The organism is Stenotrophomonas sp. Ste96, from assembly GCF_024519495.1.
In the GTDB taxonomy this organism is placed as follows: domain Bacteria; phylum Pseudomonadota; class Gammaproteobacteria; order Xanthomonadales; family Xanthomonadaceae; genus Stenotrophomonas; species Stenotrophomonas bentonitica_A.
This window is the reverse complement of sequence record NZ_JALJRX010000001.1, coordinates 1,404,286-1,419,620: the sequence shown is the minus strand read 5'-3', so window position 1 is coordinate 1,419,620 and position 15,335 is coordinate 1,404,286. Positions and strand designations below refer to the sequence as shown.

Below are 15,335 nucleotides of genomic sequence, written 5' to 3'. Positions count from 1 at the left end.
GATTACTCCGCGAGGGGCACGTCCAGCCCACGCTTGAGCGTGCTCAGCGCCACCGCGGTGCGGAAACGCTCGATGTTGTCGTCGTTGCCGAACAGCCGCTCGCTGATCGCCTCGTATTCCTCCATCGAGGCGGCGGTGAGGATCAACAGGAAATCGGCGTCGCCGGTAATCGCGTAGCACTGCTGCACGGCCGGGTCTTCCTGCACGCGCCGGCGGAACGGCGCGACCCGGTGCGGCTGCTCGCTGGCGACGCGGACCTCGACCATGATCGTCAGTGGCCGTCCCAGCCGTGCCTGGTCCAGCACGGCGACGTTGGCGCGGATCACGCCCGTGTCTTCCAGACGCTTGATCCGCCGTTGCACGGCCGGGGCGGACAGGCTGACCGCCTCGGCAATCTCGCGCTGCGGGGTGGCGTTGTCGCGCTGCAGGATCGCCAGGATCGCGCGGTCGAAGCTGTCGGGGAGGTAAAGCGTGGCGGACATGGCGAGTGAAACATGCAGGAAGGTCCCCGCAATTGAGCATCTCCTTCGGTCGTTGCGCAATATCCTGTGCGGATGTCGACTTCCCGCCTCTCCAGCTTCTTTCCCGCCCTGGCCGTGCTCGGCTCGGTCACCTCGCTGGCCGTGGGCACCTCGTATGCCAAACAGCTGTTTCCGCTGATCGGCGCGCAGGGCACCAGCGCGTTGCGCGTGGGCTTTTCAGCGCTGGTGCTGCTGATGGTGTTCCGGCCGTGGCGCTGGACCACCTCGCGAGCGGATGCGGGGGCGATCTTCCGCTATGGCATCACGCTGGGGGTAATGAACCTGCTGTTCTACATGGCGCTGCGCACGATCCCGTTCGGTATCGCCGTGGCGATCGAATTCTGCGGGCCGCTGGCGGTGGCGATGTGGTCGTCGCGGCGGCCGGTCGATTTTGTGTGGGTCGGCTGCGCGCTGGTCGGTCTGTTGCTGCTGCTGCCGCTGGGCCATGGCGAGCCGCTGGACCCGGTGGGGGTGATGTTCGCGCTGGGCGCGGCGGTGTGCTGGGCGCTGTACATCATCTTCGGCAAGCGCGCCGGGCATCTGCCGGCCGGGCATACGGTCTCGCTGGGGCTGTGCGCGGCCGCGCTGGTGGTGGTGCCGGTCGGCGTGGCGCACGCGGGCATGGCGCTGCTGGAGCCGAGGATCCTGCTGTTCGGCCTGGGGGTGGCGATCGTCTCCAGCGCGATCCCGATGTCGCTGGAGATGATGGCGCTCAAGCGGCTGCCGAAAGAGACCTTCGGCATCCTGATCAGCATGGAACCGGCGGTCGCCGCGCTGCTGGCGATGGGGCTGCTGGCCGAACATCTGACCCCGCTGCAATGGGCGGCGATCGGCTGCACGGTGGTGGCGTCGGTGGGCAGTACGTTGACCGCGAAACGGGTCGTGCCTGTGGTGCCGGGCGCGCCAGCGTAAACATGATGCCGTGACCGGTAGTGCCGGCCGCTGGCCGGCTCCGCGGTTACCGTTGGATCGTGAGGAGCCGGCCAGCGGCCGGCACTACCAGGATGCGAGGAGCCGGCATTGCCGGGAATCGCGCGCCGACCAACGGTCGGCGCTACCCATGGATCGCCGCGCCCTCAGCGCCGTGCCGGTGCATCCCCGGCGACATAATACGCCGCGGTGCTGCGCGGCAGCGGGGCACGCCCGCGGATCCGGTCGGCGATCTTCTCGGCGATCATGATCGTGGTGGCGTTGAGGTTGCCGGTGATGATGCGCGGCATGATCGAAGCATCCACCACGCGCAGGCTTTCCATGCCATGTACGCGGCCCTGGCCATCGACCACGCTCATCGCATCGGTGCCCATCGCGCACGAACAGGAGGGGTGGTAGGCGGTTTCGGCATGCGCGCGCACGAACGCGTCAAGTTCCGCATCGGTCTGGCACGCGGCGCTCGGGCTGATCTCGCGGCCACGGTATTCGTCCAGCGCGGGCTGGGCGATGATCTCGCGGGTGATGCGGATCGCGTCGCGGAACTCCTGCCAGTCCTGGTCGGTGGACTGGTAGTTGAACAGGATGGAAGGGTGCTCGCGCGGGTCCAGCGACTTCGCATGCACGCGGCCGCGGCTGGGCGTGCGCATCGAACCGACGTGCGCCTGGAAGCCGTGCTCCTTGACCGCGTTGGTGCCGTTGTAATTGATCGCCACCGGCAGGAAGTGGTACTGGATGTTCGGCCAGTCGAACTCCTCCCGGGTACGGATGAAGCCGCCGGCTTCGAACTGGTTGCTGGCACCGATCCCGGTGCCGGCGAACAACCACTCCGCGCCGATCGCCGGCTGGTTCCACCACTGCAAAGCCGGGTACAGCGAGACCGGCTTCTTGCAGGCGTACTGCATGTACACCTCGAGGTGATCCTGCAGGTTCTCGCCGACGCCGGGCAGGTCGTGCACCAGCGGTACGCCGAGGGCGGCCAGCAACGCCGGCGCGCCCACGCCGGAGCGCTGCAGGATCTGCGGCGAGGCGATCGCACCGGCGCACAGCAGCACCTCGCGGCGGGCGGTGGCGTCGATCGGCTCGGCGCTGTTGCCGGCCAGGTAGCGCACACCGACCGCGCGCTTGCCGGCGAACAGGATGCGGTCGGTGGTGGCGTGCACCACGATCTCCAGCCCCTCGCGGTCCTTGGCCATGTCCAGGTAACCGCGCGCAGTACTGGAGCGGCGCCCGCGCGGGGTCACCGTGCGGTCCATCGGGCCGAAGCCTTCCTGCTGGTAGCCGTTGAGGTCGTCGGTGCGCGGGTAGCCCGCCTGCACCCCGGCCTCGACCATCGCGTGGAACAGCACGTTGTTGCCGTTCTTCGGCGTGGCCACGCTGACCGGGCCGTCGCCGCCGTGATAATCGTTGGCGCCGATGTCGCGCGTTTCCGCCTTGCGGAAGTAGGGCAGCACGTCGTGGTAGCTCCAGTCTTCCAGGCCGTCGAAGCTGGCCCACTGGTCGAAGTCCATCGCGTTGCCGCGGATGTAGCACATGCCGTTGATCAGCGAGGAACCGCCCAGGCCCTTGCCGCGGCCGCACTCCATGCGCCGGTTGTCCATGTAGGGTTCCGGCTCGGTTTCATACGCCCAGTTGTAGCGCCGGCCCTGCAGCGGATAAGCCAGTGCGGCCGGCATCTGGGTGCGGAAATCCATCCGGTAATCCGGCCCACCGGCTTCCAGCAGCAGCACGCTGACGCCGGCGTCTTCGGTCAGGCGCGCGGCCAGCGTGTTGCCGGCCGACCCGGCGCCGATGATGATGTAGTCGTACTCGCGCTTCATCGCGGTGTCTCCTGGTAAGGCCGGTTCAGAACACCGACGCGTAGCGGTCCAGTTCGATCTGGATGGATTTGGTGCGGGTGTAGGCACGCAGCGTGGCCAGCCCGTTTTCGCGGCCGACACCGGACTGCTTGTAGCCGCCCACCGGCATCTGTGCAGGCGATTCGCCCCAGCTGTTGACCCAGCAGATGCCGGCCTCGAGCTGATGGATCACCCGATGCGCACGGGCCAGATCCGGCGTCACCACACCGGCGGCCAAACCGTAATCGGTGTCGTTGGCGCGGCGCACGGCCTCGTCTTCGTCGTCGTACGCCAACAGGCTCATCACCGGTCCGAAAATCTCTTCGCGCACGATGCGCATGTCATCGCGGCAATCGCTGAAGATCGTCGGTGCCACATAGCAGCCCTTGCCCAGCGCGCCGTCGGTCAGCCGTTCGCCGCCGCAGACCAGCCGTGCACCCTCGGCCTTGCCGCTGGCGATGTGCTCAAGCACGCGCTGCATGTGCGCGGCGCTGACCAGCGGGCCGAAGTTGGTGTCCTTGGCCAGTGGGTCGCCGATGCGGATGCGCTTGACCCGTTCCAACAGCTTGGCTTCGAACGCGGCCAGGGTGCTGCGCGGCACGAACACGCGGGTGCCGTTGGTGCACACCTGGCCGGAGCTGTAGAAGTTGGCCATCATCGCCACGTCGGCGGCCAGGTCCAGATCGGCGTCGGCGCAGATGATCAGTGGCGACTTGCCCCCCAGCTCCATGGTGACGTCCTTGAGCGTGGAGCTGGAGGCGCTGGCCATCACCTTGCGGCCGGTGGCGGTGCCGCCGGTGAAGGAGATCTTCTCGATCAGGGGATGCTCGGTCAGCGCCGAGCCGACGCCGGCGCCATCGCCCGGCAACACGTTGAACACGCCATCGGGCAGGCCGGCCTCGGTGAAGATTTCCGCCAGCTTCAGCGCGGTCAGCGGGGTGACTTCGCTGGGCTTGAAGATCATCGCATTGCCCGCGGCCAACGCGGGGGCGGCCTTCCACAGCGCGATCTGGATCGGGTAGTTCCAGGCGCCGATCGCACCGACCACGCCCAGCGGCTCCTGGCGGGTGTAGAAGAAGCTGCTCTCGCGCAGCGGCACCTGGCTGCCTTCCAGCCCGTGCATGACGCCGGCGTAGTACTCCAGCACGTCCGCGCCGGTGACCACGTCCACGCTGAGCGTCTCGCTCAGGGCCTTGCCGGTGTTGCGCGATTCCAGCTCGGCCAGCGCATCGTTGCGCTCGCGCAGCAGCGCCACCGCACGCAGCAGGACGCGTGAGCGCTCCACCGTGGTCAGCGCGGCCCACACTTTCTGGCCGGCCTGGGCGCTCTCCACGGCAGCGTCGAGATCGTCGCTGTTGGCGCTGTGGACGTTGGCGAGCAGCTCGCCATTGGCCGGGTTGATGACCTCGAAGGTCTTTCCGCCCTGGGAGGGAACGTAGCGGCCGCCGATGTACAGCAGCTGGTCGGGGAGGGTAGGCATGTCGATGACTCCTTTGCAGCGGGAGATCAGTGCGTCAACGCGTGAGATGCAGGAACTGCAGGTGACGCTCGTACTGATCGATGATGTCGTTGATGATCTGCTGGCGGCTGTAGCCGAACAGCTCGTAGTCCTGTCCACCTTCATAGAGGTGCACTTCGGCGCGGTAGTAACGCTGGTTGCGGAAGCGCTGCGCGGCGAACGAAGGCGTGAGGTAGCCGCGCATGATCACCTGGTAGGTGAACACCTGCTGTTCGCCATGGTCCACCAGCAGTTCCATGTGGCCCGGCTCGAACTTCGTCTGCACGTCCAGGCCCTGTTCGAGCAGCTGCGCGGCAACCGCTTCGATCGCCGGCTTCACATCGGTATCCATGAACCGGTACACCTCGTCGCGTACCGGGAAATGCACCGCCTGGGTGATGCGCTGGCGCCAGCCGCGCTGATGCCGCGATTGCCCGATCAACGGGATCGGGGAGTACTGCGAGGCCTTCTTGCGCTGCGACTCCTCGCCCAGCGCACGGGTCAGCCCCCACAGCATCAGCAGCAGCACCACCGAGAACGGCAGCGAAGCCAGCACCACGGCGGATTTGAGCGCGTCCATGCTGCCGGCCAGCAGCAGCCCGGCGGTGACCAGACCGGTCATCACGCCCCAGAACACGCGCAGCCAGCGCGGGCCGTCGTCTTCGGGATTGCCGCCCTGCGAGGACAGCGTGGACAGCACCACCGTGCCGGAATCGGCCGAGGTGACGAAGAAGATGAAGCTGACGATCACCGTGACGGCGATGACGGCGCGGCTCCACGGGTAGCTTTCCAGCAGCGCGTACAGCACGGTCGGTGGGTTCTCCACCGCCATCTGCGCCAGGTGCACCTGGTCATGGTGCAGGATCTGGTCCAGCGCGCTGTTGCCGAAGATCGACAGCCAGGCCAGGGTGAACCCCAGCGGGATCAGCAGCACGCCCAGCACGAACTCACGGATGGTGCGCCCGCGCGAGATGCGCGCGATGAACAGGCCCACGAACGGCGCCCAGCCGATCCACCAGGCCCAGTAGAACACCGTCCAGTTGCCCAGCCAGTCCGGGCGCCCGCCGTAGGCGTAGACATCGAAACTCTTGCCGACCACGTTGCCCAGGTAGTCGCCCATGTTCTGGATGAAGGCGTTGAGCAGGTACTGGGTGGGTCCGGCGAACAGCATGAACAGCAGCAGCGAGATCGCCAGCAGCATGTTGATGTTGGACATCCAGCGCACGCCTTTCTCCACCCCGGAGACGGCCACGGTGATGGCCGCGCCCATCATCAGCACGATCAGCCCGACCTGCACCCAGGCCGCATGCGGCACCGGGAACAGGGTGTTCAAGCCCGCGTTGAGATGCAGCACGCCAAAGCCCATGTCCGCGCCGAGGCCGAATACGGTGGCCACGATCCCCAGCGCATCCACGGTGTAGCCGATCGGCCCGTTGATGCGCTTGCCGATCAGCGGATACAGCGCCGAGCGCAGTGCCAGCGGCAGGTTGTGGCGGTAGGCGAAGTAGGCCAGCGCCATCGCCGCCAGCGCGAACACGCCCCAGCCATGCAGGCCCCAGTGCAGGAACAGCAGCTGCATCGCCTGGCGCGCGCTGGCCTCGCCACTGCCGGTGCCGCCCTGCGGCGGCAACAGGTAATGGGTCAGCGGCTCGGAGACGCAGAAGAAGAACAGGGTGATGCTGATGCCGGCGGCGAACAGCATGCCGGCCCAGGACAGATAGCTGAACTCCGGTTCGTCATGGTCCGCGCCCAGCTTGACGCTGCCATAGCCGGACAACGCCACGCCGACCACGAACACCAGGTACACGGTCATCGCCAGCAGGTAATACCAGCCGACATTGCGCGAGGCCCAGGTCTGGGCATCGAGCAGCATCACGCCGGCATCGATGGGAAACACGGTGACCAGAATGGCGAATGCCGCCACGATCGTGGCGGCAAGCAGGAACACGGGTCGAAGCGTGCGCACCTCGGACAGAGGCGGCTCCACGGTACTCATGGGGTGGGGGATACTCCCGGTGCCGGAGCGGCAGACGGCGGGATTTATCGCACAGGCGCTGTGGACAGCCTGTTTACACGCTCACGATGCCCGCCGCGCAAGGGCGGCGGGTGACCAGGGGGTCAGCGCAGCGCGCTGCTCGGTACATCGATCGACATCGCCAGCGCGAGGTGATCGGAGAACGCGGCCGGCACGGCTTCGGCACTGCGTTGCTGCAGGCCGTCGCTGAGCAGGATGTGGTCGATCGCCCGGTCCGGGCGCCAGCTGGGGAAGGTCGGCACCACGCAGCCCGGCGGCTGCAGCGTCGTCTTCTGGTACAGCACCTGCATTTCCGGTCGCTCGGCCAGGCAGTTGAAATCGCCCATCAGCACGGCGTTGGGGTGGTCGGACAGCAGATCGGCAATGAAGGCCAATTGCGACATTCGCGAATTGGTCCCCAGGGACAGATGCGCCACCGCCACCGCCAGGCCCTGGCTGCCTTCACCGAACTTGGCCAGCAACACGCCGCGCCCACCGATCCGGCCGGGCAGGGCGTGGTCCTGCACCTCGACCGGCTCCAGCTTGCTGAGCAGGCCGTTGGCGCTGGAGGCCACCCCGCCCATGCGGCGGTTGGGCTGGTGGCTCCAGTAATTGAAGCCGGCACGCTCGGCCAGATAGTGGGTCTGGTTGGTGAAGCCCGAGCGCAGACTGCCGGGGTCGGCCTCCTGCAGGCCGACGATGTCGTGTTCGCGGGCCATCTGCGCGATGGCATCCAGGCTGGTTCGCTTGCGCCCGGCCGGCAGTGCGTGCGACCAGCTGCGGGTCACGTAATCACTGTAACGGCGGGTGCTCGAACCGGCCTGGATGTTGGCCGTCAGCAGGCGCAGGGTCCGCGTGTGGGGGGAGGTCACGACGGTTGGCTATCGCAGGATCAGTTGGCCTTGGCCGCGCGTTCGCGCGCGATCAGGTGATCGGCGATGCGCAGCATGTCCGGGAAGCCCTTGCCCTTGACCAGGTACTTGCCATTGACGATCACCGACGGGGTGCCGCTGATCTTGCTGCGCTGGGCGAACTGCTTGGCCGAGTTGGTCTTGGCGTTGATGGCGAAGCTGCCCATCATCGCGGCGAACTGCTTCGGGTCGGCGCCGTGCTTGCCGTAGAAGTTGGCGATGTCTTCGACCGAATCACGGCCGCGCTCGCCCTTCAGGCTCTGCTCGGCGTGGATCGCCGCGTACATGGCTTCGTGGGTCTTTTCCTGCAGGCCCATGGCCTGCGCGGCATAGAACGCACGGCCGTAGTCATCCCAGGTACCACCGAACATGGCCGGCACGTAGACGAAGCTGACGTCGCTCGGCAGGCCGGCCTTCCACGGTCCGATCAGCGGCTGGAACGCGGCGCAGGCCGGGCACACGTAACCGAAGATCTCGGCGACTTCGATCTTGCCGGTGGCCGGCTGGAACGGCTGGCCGTTTTCGATCACCACGTAGTCGGTGCCGGCGACCGGTTCCGGGCCGGTCGGGCGCGAGGAGGCGGGGGCGGGCGCCGGGGTGGTGGCTTCGGCAGCGGCGGTCTCGGCGGCGGCGGTTTCACCGCTGGCGGCCGGGGCCTGCTCGGTCGGCGTGGCCGTTTCGGTAGCCGGGGTGCTGCTCGGGGCGGCCGGTTCGGCCGGGGCGGTGGTGTTGGCGGTACCGTCCTGGGCCTTGCAGGCGGCCAGGATCGGCAGCAGGGCCATGAGCGTAATGGCGAAACGGGTCTTCATCGAAGCATCTCCAGCGGATGAGCATGTTGGGGCCGACGCTGGGAGCGTCGGCCAGGGAAGCATGATGACACGCGGAAACGAGCGTCCCGCGTGCACGGTGCGTGATGGTTCAGCGAGCGCTGTCAGAGCGCCTTGCCGCTGCGCGCGCGGGCGATCAGGGCATCTGCATTGCGCAGCATGGACTCGAACGAGTCGCCTTTGACCAGGTACACGCCGTTGACGATCAGCGTCGGCGTACCCGGCACCTTGGTGCGCAGGGCGAAGGCGCGGGCGGCCTTGACCTTGGCATCCACCGCATCGCTCCTGAGCGCGGCGATGTACTGCGGCGGCGCCACGCCGAAGCCTTGGTAGAACGCGGCCAGTTCGTCCGGCGAGACGTTCTGCATCGGCAGCGAGCCCTTCTCATGCAGGGCATCGAACATCGCGCGGTGGCTGCGCTTGGCCACGCCCAGCTGATCGGCAGCGTAGTAGGCGCGGGCAAACGAATCCCACACACCGCCGAAGGCGGCCGGCACCGGGGTGAAACGGACGTCCTTGGGCAGCTTGGCGGCCCAGGCTTCCAACTGCGGCTCGAAATGCGCGCAGTGCGGGCAGGTGTAGCCGAACATCTCCACGACTTCGATCTTGCCGGCCAGCGGCGCGAACGGTCCGGCGTCGGCGATGCGGTCGTAATCCTTGCCCTCCACCAGCGGGGCCGGGGGGGCAGCGAGGGTGCTCAACGGGCTCAGGGCCAGCAGCAACAGCATCAGGCGGGGCATCAACGTCATCTACATCCATCTCCATACAGAAAAAACGACGCCGGCCCAGTCGCCGGCGTGGCAGTGAACATACCCCGCCAGCCAAGGCGGCCGCATCTGTCATCCGACCAAGGGGATGCGCTGCGGTGTGGGCGGTGGTCAGGGTGCCTGCGCGCCCCCCGCGACCGGCGTTGCCGCGGCCACGTCATCGGCGCGGTTGTGCAGGCCCTGCAGGTAACTGGCCAAGGCCTGGATTTCCTGCTCGGTCAACGACTTGGCGATCGTGGCCATGATCTGGAAGTGGGCCTTGTCGGTCTCCTGGGTGGTCCCGGCCTGGTACTCCTGCAGGCGACGCGCGACATAGGCCGCGTGCTGGCCACTGATATGCGGGTAGGCCGGGCCCGGGTTGCCGGCGCCGGTGGGGCCATGGCAGGCCATGCAGGCCGGGATGCCACGCTCGGCATCGCCGCCGCGATACAGCTGCTGGCCGATCTCATAGAACTTCCTGCCGGCATACGGGCCTTCGGTGACCGCGCCATCGTCGGCGATGCCGGCCGTGGCCTTCTGCGTGGCGAAATAGGCGCCGATGTCGCGCATGTCCTGCGGGGTGAGGTCCTGCACGAACGGCACCATTGCCGCCGAGGCGCCGGAGGTGCGCTGGCCATTGGCGATCAGGGCCATCTGCTGGGCGCTGTAGCGCTCGCTCTGGCCGGCGATGCTCGGGTACATCTCCACCGTGGAGTTGCCATCGGCCGAGTGGCAGGCTGCGCAGGCCGCGGCCTTGGCCTGCCCGGCCTTGGGATCGCCCCAGGTGGTTTTGCTGAAATCGACCTCCAGCGAGGCGGTCCTGATCGGCCCGTTGTCCGGCAACGGGGTGATCGAGGTCTGGGCAACGGCAACGGCGGCGAGCAGCGAGACAGCAAGTGCGGAAACGGCAAGAACGCGAGCATGGCGCATGCGGAAGCTCCGTGTGGACCGGCCTGGCGGTTGCGGGACCGCAACCACGGGGATCGCCCGATTATCAACGCCGTTTCACGCCACGGTCAACGCAGGGTGCAGCAAAACCGGGGGCAGACAGCGCGGAGGAGCCCCGGACATGCGATCCTATGCCCATGTCATTGCTCCTCGAACGCGCCCAATACCTGCTTTCGGCCCACAACACTCGGCAATTGCCGGAAGACGTGGGCGCGGAAGTCGCCTTTGCCGGTCGCTCCAACGCCGGCAAATCCAGTGCCCTCAACGCCCTCACCCGCCAGAACAGCCTGGCCCGGGTCTCCAAGACCCCCGGCCGCACCCAGCAGCTGGTGTTCTTCGAGGTCACCCCGGAGGCCAAGCTGGTCGATCTGCCCGGTTACGGCTACGCCAAGGTCCCGCTGGACCTGCAGGCGCACTGGCAGGCCTTCATCGACCAGTACTTCCGTACCCGCGAGGCCCTGCGTGGCCTGGTGGTGGTGATGGACATCCGTCACCCGCTGAAGGACTACGATCGCCAGATGCTGGCGTATGCGGTGCAGCGCGGCCTGCCCGCGCACGCGCTGCTGACCAAGGCCGACAAGCTTGGCCGTGGCCAGCAGGGCATCGCCCTGCAGAAGGTGCGCAAGGAACTGCATTCCTCGTTCGGCGACACCGTCAGCGTGCAGACCTTCTCCGGCCCCGCCCGTCAGGGCGTGGATGAAGCCCGCGGGATCATCGGCGGCTGGCTGGGCCTGAACAAGCCGGCGCCCGAAGCGGCCTGATCCGGGCGTTGCCGCGGTCCAACGGGCCGCGCGGCGCCGGGTAGTGCCGGCCGCTGGCCGGCTGCTCTTTCCATCAGATGTATCGGGAGCCGGCCAGCGGCCGGCACTACCCGAGTGCGCCTGACGCCTCGTGCACGGCGCGGTCGTGTCCCCTCATTTCGCCGGTAACGGCGCGAATTCGCCCGGCACCCAGGCGAACGCCTCTCCTTCACGCCGGACATGGCCCAGCCCTGGGAACGGCAGGTGCGCGCCGGCCACCCACCAGCCCTGATCCGCAGCCTGCGCCATCATCCGGCGCCGACTGGCGATCGCAGCCGTGCGGTCGCTGTCGGCTTCATAGGAGGCCTGCGGCTGGGCGAACTGCACGGCATGGAAATGCACGATGTCGCCCCACACCAGCAGCTGCTGGCCGGCGCCACCATCGATCCGGTAAGACACATGCCCGACCGTGTGGCCGTGGCTGTCCAATGCGGTGATCCCGGTCGGCAACGTGTCGCCAGGGGCAAAGCGCTTCAATTTCCCGCTCGCTTCATACGGTGCCACCGCCTTGCGTGCCAATGCGAAGGCAAACCGGACGCCCTGCGGCGCGGTGGCTTCACTGGCCGGATCCAGCCAGAACGCCGCATCGGCGGCGGACAGCCACACCGTGGCATTCGGGTAGGCCAGCGTGTCCTGCCCATCCAGCAGGCCACACAGGTGGTCGGGGTGGGCGTGGGTCAGCACGACATCATCCACCTCGGCCGGGTCATAGCCGGCCTTGCGCAGGTTGCCCAGCACCTGGCCCAGCCCGGGGCCGAAGCACTGCGCGGTGCCGGTATCGACCAACGTCAGATGATCGCCCTGCTGCACCAGGTAGGCGTTGACCGCGGTCTGCAGGCCTTTGCCATCCTCGGGCACGTAGCGGTGATCGAGCAGGCGGGTGACCGCGCCGGGAGCGATCCCGACGAGTTCCTGTCGGCCCAGTGCGACCGTGCCGTCGAACAGGGCAGTGACCTGCAACGTGCCGATCTGCTGGTGGTAGACGCCGGGCACCTGCCCGCGCGGGGTGTGCGTGGTGGTGGCCAGTGCCGGGCTGGCGGCAACGGCCAGCAGCAGCGCCGTGGCGAGCGTGCGAATGCGGGGAAACGACATGTCAGGATCCGAACGGAGCGGCAGTACCGCGGTGTCTCCATGCTGCGCGTGCCGCCTGCTGCGTTCCGCTCAGAATGCCGCGCGATCCGCTCGCCTCAGCTGTTGCCGATCGCCGCCGGTTCCAACCCGTAACGTTCGGCGAAGCGCTTGTTGAAGCTGCCCAGCGAGCGGTAGCCCACGCGCGCGGCCACCGTTTTCAGCGGCAACCGGGTGGTGTAGAGCAGGCTCATGGCATGCGCCAGCCGCGCATCGGTGATCAGCTCGCGCACGCTGGACTGCTCGCTGGCCAAGCGCCGCCGCAGGGTCGCACCGCTGAGCCCGAGCTGCGCTTCGAAATCGCGTGACTGCCAGTCGCGCTCGGGCTGGGCCGCGATCAGATCGCGGATGCGATCAGCCACGCTGGGCTCGGGTGGAATCAGCAGGCTGCCATGTCCGCGCCGGCAGAACGCCACGGCCAGCCCGGCCAGCGCCAACCGCGCTTCGGTGTAGTGGCCCTGCTCCAGCGCCTGCCGCCATTGCAGCAGCGTCGCGCCATGCTCGGCCAGCGGCAGCCGTGCCAGCGCGTCGCCGGCGTCGGGCAGGGGCTCGTTCCACAGCGCCCGGGCGGCCGTGAGCGCTTCGGCGCACAGCGGCACGATCGCGCTGAGGTACAGGCCGCTGTGCGGATCGGGAATGTTGACCACATCGATGCGGCAGCGACGGGTGATCAGGAACAGATCGCCCGGGGCGAATTCCAGGGATTGCTGCGCGGTGCGAACCTGCTTGCGTCCCTGCAGGAGGATGGCGAACTGTGGCTGCGGGATGTCCACCGAGGAGGCGCCATGCTCGCGGCGTGCGGTGATGCAGGCGTAGCCATCGGCGCGCTGGCAGTCGGCCAGGCTGGCCAGTCTCGCCAGCAGCGAAGCGGTGGTGTCGATCGGGATGGACATGGCTCAGCCTGCCACGTTGAACAGGTGTCCGACCAGCGCCGCCGCAGCCATCGCAATGGCGCCCCAGAACGTCACGCGCAACGCACCGCGCAGGCGCGGGGCACCGCCGGCGTGCGCGGCCAGCGTGCCGGTCAGGCACAGCCCCAGCAGCGTCACCATGGTGGTTGCCTGGCCGACGTAGGCATGCGGGGCGAGCAGGGCGGTCAGCACCGGCAACGCCGCGCCGCTGACGAAGGCGCCGGCCGAGGCCATCGCTGCCTGCATCGGGCGCGCGCGCAGCTCTTCGGTGATGCCCAGCTCATCGCGGGCGTGGGCGCCCAGCGCGTCGTGCGCCGTCAGCTGGGTGGCTACCTCGTGCGCCAGCGCGGGGCTCAGCCCACGCTGCCGGTAGATGGCCGCCAGCTCTTCCAGCTCGCTGTGCGGGTCTTCGTGCAGCTCGCGCTTTTCCACCGCCAGGTCGGCCAGCTCGGTATCGGCCTGCGACTGCACCGAAACATACTCGCCAGCCGCCATCGACATCGCACCGGCCACGGTCCCGGCGATGCCGGTGGCCAGGATGGTCGACGCCGTGGTACCACTGGCCGCGATGCCGACCACCAGCCCGGCCACCGAGACGATGCCGTCATTGGCGCCAAGCACGGCGGCACGCAGCCAGCCGACGCGGTCGGAGCGATGGACTTCCGGATGTCGGGATCGACTCATTGGATCAGTTTAGGGGGTCGCGACGGCCCGCGGCGGAATGACTCGCAGCCGCGGCGGGGGCGACGCAGCGTCAAGCCCATGCCAGTAGGATGCTGAAAACCGTCACGGTGACACGACGGCAGGGGACGCCACGATATAGTGCGCCCTTGCGATGCGGGGGCGCGAACCCCACATCCCCGCCCTGACCAGAATTCTGCGAGCCTCCCCTTGTCGAGCCCCAGCCACGTCGCCGAGACGCCGATCACCGACCGTAATGAACTGGTCGCCACGTTGGCCTCCGGCGAAAAGCCCCAGGCGCAGTGGCGCATCGGCACCGAGCACGAGAAGTTCGGCTTCCGCCTGGACGATCTGCGCCCGCCCACCTTCGACGGCGACCGCGGCATCGAAGCGCTGCTCAACGGCCTGACCCGCTTCGGCTGGGACCCGGTGCAGGAAGACGGACGCACCATCGCACTGCTGCGCGACAACGCCTCGGTGACGCTGGAACCGGCGGGCCAGCTGGAGCTCTCCGGCGCGGCGCTGGAAACCATCCACCAGACCTGCGTGGAAACCGGCACCCACCTCAACGAGGTGGCGCAGGTGGCCGGCGAACTGCAGCTGGGCTTCCTCGGCATGGGCTTCCAGCCGAAGTGGACGCGCGATGAGATGCCGTGGATGCCCAAGGGGCGCTACAAGATCATGCGCGAGTACATGCCCAAGGTGGGCACGCTCGGCCTGGACATGATGACCCGCACCTGCACGGTGCAGGTCAACCTGGACTACGCCACCGAAGCGGACATGGTGAAGAAGTTCCGGGTGTCGCTGGCGCTGCAGCCGATCGCCACCGCGCTGTTCGCCGATTCGCCGTTCACCGAAGGCGCGCCGAACGGCTACCAGAGCTACCGCTCGCACATCTGGACCGACACCGACAACGATCGCACCGGCATGCTCGACTTCGTCTTCGAAGACGGCTTCGGTTACGAGCGTTACGTGGATTATCTGCTTGATGTGCCGATGTACTTCTCCTACCGCGATGGCAGGTACCACGATGCCAGCGGCCAGAGCTTCCGCGATTTCATGGTCGGCAAGCTGCCGGTGCTGCCGGGCCAGCTGCCCACGCTGCGCGACTGGTCCGACCACATGACCACCGCCTTCCCCGAGGTGCGGTTGAAGAAGTACCTGGAAATGCGCGGCGCCGATGCCGGCCCGTGGAGCCGCCTGTGCGCGCTGCCCGCGTTCTGGGTGGGCCTGCTGTACGACGACGCCGCGCTGGATGCCGCCTGGGATCTGGTGCGTGATTTCAGCCTGGTCGAACGCAACGTCCTGCGTGATGGCGTGCCGCGCCATGGGCTGAAGCTGCCGTTCCGCAACGGCACCGTGCTGGACCTGTCGCGCGAGGCCCTGAAGATCGCCGTGGCCGGCCTCAAGCGCCGCGCTGCGCGCAACGCCGATGGCCAGGACGAAAGCAAGTTCCTGGAAGTGCTGCAGGAGATCGTCGATTCCGGGTTGACTCCGGCCGACCGCAAGCTGGCGCTCTTCCACGGCGAGTGGGGCGGCAACATCGATCCGGTGTTCAAGGAATTTGCGTACTGAGTTCGCATCG

General features: G+C 67.9%; 14 protein-coding genes. 3 read left to right on the top strand and 11 right to left on the bottom strand.

The window, feature by feature from the left end; genetic code table 11:
• Positions 1-2 precede the first annotated feature (2 nt).
• On the bottom strand, positions 3-482 hold the full coding sequence (locus OC373_RS06420; protein WP_261997291.1) for an Lrp/AsnC family transcriptional regulator: 480 nt from the start codon (positions 480-482) through the stop codon (positions 3-5).
• A gap of 72 nt (positions 483-554) precedes the next feature.
• Here OC373_RS06420 and OC373_RS06415 point away from each other — a divergent pair, with 72 nt between their 5' ends.
• Positions 555-1,433: an EamA family transporter gene (locus OC373_RS06415; protein ID WP_261997290.1), complete on the top strand. Its 879-nt coding sequence runs from the start codon at positions 555-557 to the stop codon at positions 1,431-1,433.
• 164 nt (positions 1,434-1,597) lie between these two features.
• Here OC373_RS06415 and betA read toward each other — a convergent pair whose 3' ends face one another.
• From betA to OC373_RS06380, 7 genes are all read right to left on the bottom strand, one after another.
• Positions 1,598-3,268 (bottom strand): choline dehydrogenase, encoded by a 1,671-nt coding sequence (betA, locus tag OC373_RS06410; RefSeq protein ID WP_019183732.1) that lies wholly within the window; start codon positions 3,266-3,268, stop codon positions 1,598-1,600.
• Positions 3,269-3,293: 25 nt separating this feature from the next.
• On the bottom strand, positions 3,294-4,766 hold the full coding sequence (gene betB / locus OC373_RS06405) for a betaine-aldehyde dehydrogenase (protein WP_261997289.1): 1,473 nt from the start codon (positions 4,764-4,766) through the stop codon (positions 3,294-3,296).
• 34 nt (positions 4,767-4,800) lie between these two features.
• A complete protein-coding gene (gene betT, locus OC373_RS06400; RefSeq protein WP_019183734.1) occupies positions 4,801-6,780 on the bottom strand; it encodes a choline BCCT transporter BetT in 1,980 nt (659 codons plus the stop codon).
• A gap of 122 nt (positions 6,781-6,902) precedes the next feature.
• On the bottom strand, positions 6,903-7,640 hold the full coding sequence (locus OC373_RS06395; protein WP_172838073.1) for an endonuclease/exonuclease/phosphatase family protein: 738 nt from the start codon (positions 7,638-7,640) through the stop codon (positions 6,903-6,905).
• Positions 7,641-7,690: 50 nt separating this feature from the next.
• Positions 7,691-8,518: a thiol:disulfide interchange protein DsbA/DsbL gene (locus OC373_RS06390; RefSeq protein WP_070425927.1), complete on the bottom strand. Its 828-nt coding sequence runs from the start codon at positions 8,516-8,518 to the stop codon at positions 7,691-7,693.
• 122 nt (positions 8,519-8,640) lie between these two features.
• Positions 8,641-9,285, bottom strand: a complete 645-nt coding sequence (locus tag OC373_RS06385; RefSeq protein WP_019183737.1) for a thiol:disulfide interchange protein DsbA/DsbL — start codon at positions 9,283-9,285, stop codon at positions 8,641-8,643.
• 129 nt (positions 9,286-9,414) lie between these two features.
• The gene (locus OC373_RS06380) at positions 9,415-10,212 is read right to left on the bottom strand and encodes a c-type cytochrome (RefSeq protein WP_261997288.1); all 798 of its coding nucleotides are present in this window, start codon (positions 10,210-10,212) and stop codon (positions 9,415-9,417) included.
• Positions 10,213-10,367: 155 nt separating this feature from the next.
• On the opposite strand from OC373_RS06380, the gene yihA reads away from it, so the two are divergent.
• Complete coding sequence (gene yihA / locus OC373_RS06375; protein ID WP_019183739.1) at positions 10,368-10,991, top strand: ribosome biogenesis GTP-binding protein YihA/YsxC; 624 nt, start codon at positions 10,368-10,370, stop codon at positions 10,989-10,991.
• A gap of 153 nt (positions 10,992-11,144) precedes the next feature.
• On the opposite strand, the gene OC373_RS06370 is transcribed toward yihA, so the two are convergent.
• The 3 genes from OC373_RS06370 to OC373_RS06360 form a co-directional block, all read right to left on the bottom strand.
• A complete protein-coding gene (locus OC373_RS06370) occupies positions 11,145-12,122 on the bottom strand; it encodes an MBL fold metallo-hydrolase (protein WP_261997287.1) in 978 nt (325 codons plus the stop codon).
• 95 nt (positions 12,123-12,217) lie between these two features.
• Positions 12,218-13,051, bottom strand: coding sequence for a helix-turn-helix transcriptional regulator (locus OC373_RS06365; RefSeq protein WP_019183741.1), 834 nt, complete (start codon positions 13,049-13,051; stop codon positions 12,218-12,220).
• Positions 13,052-13,054: 3 nt separating this feature from the next.
• A complete protein-coding gene (locus tag OC373_RS06360; protein WP_261997286.1) occupies positions 13,055-13,753 on the bottom strand; it encodes a VIT family protein in 699 nt (232 codons plus the stop codon).
• A 207-nt stretch (positions 13,754-13,960) separates the two neighbouring features.
• Here OC373_RS06360 and OC373_RS06355 point away from each other — a divergent pair, with 207 nt between their 5' ends.
• A complete protein-coding gene (locus OC373_RS06355) occupies positions 13,961-15,325 on the top strand; it encodes a glutamate--cysteine ligase (protein WP_046273486.1) in 1,365 nt (454 codons plus the stop codon).
• Positions 15,326-15,335 lie beyond the last annotated feature (10 nt).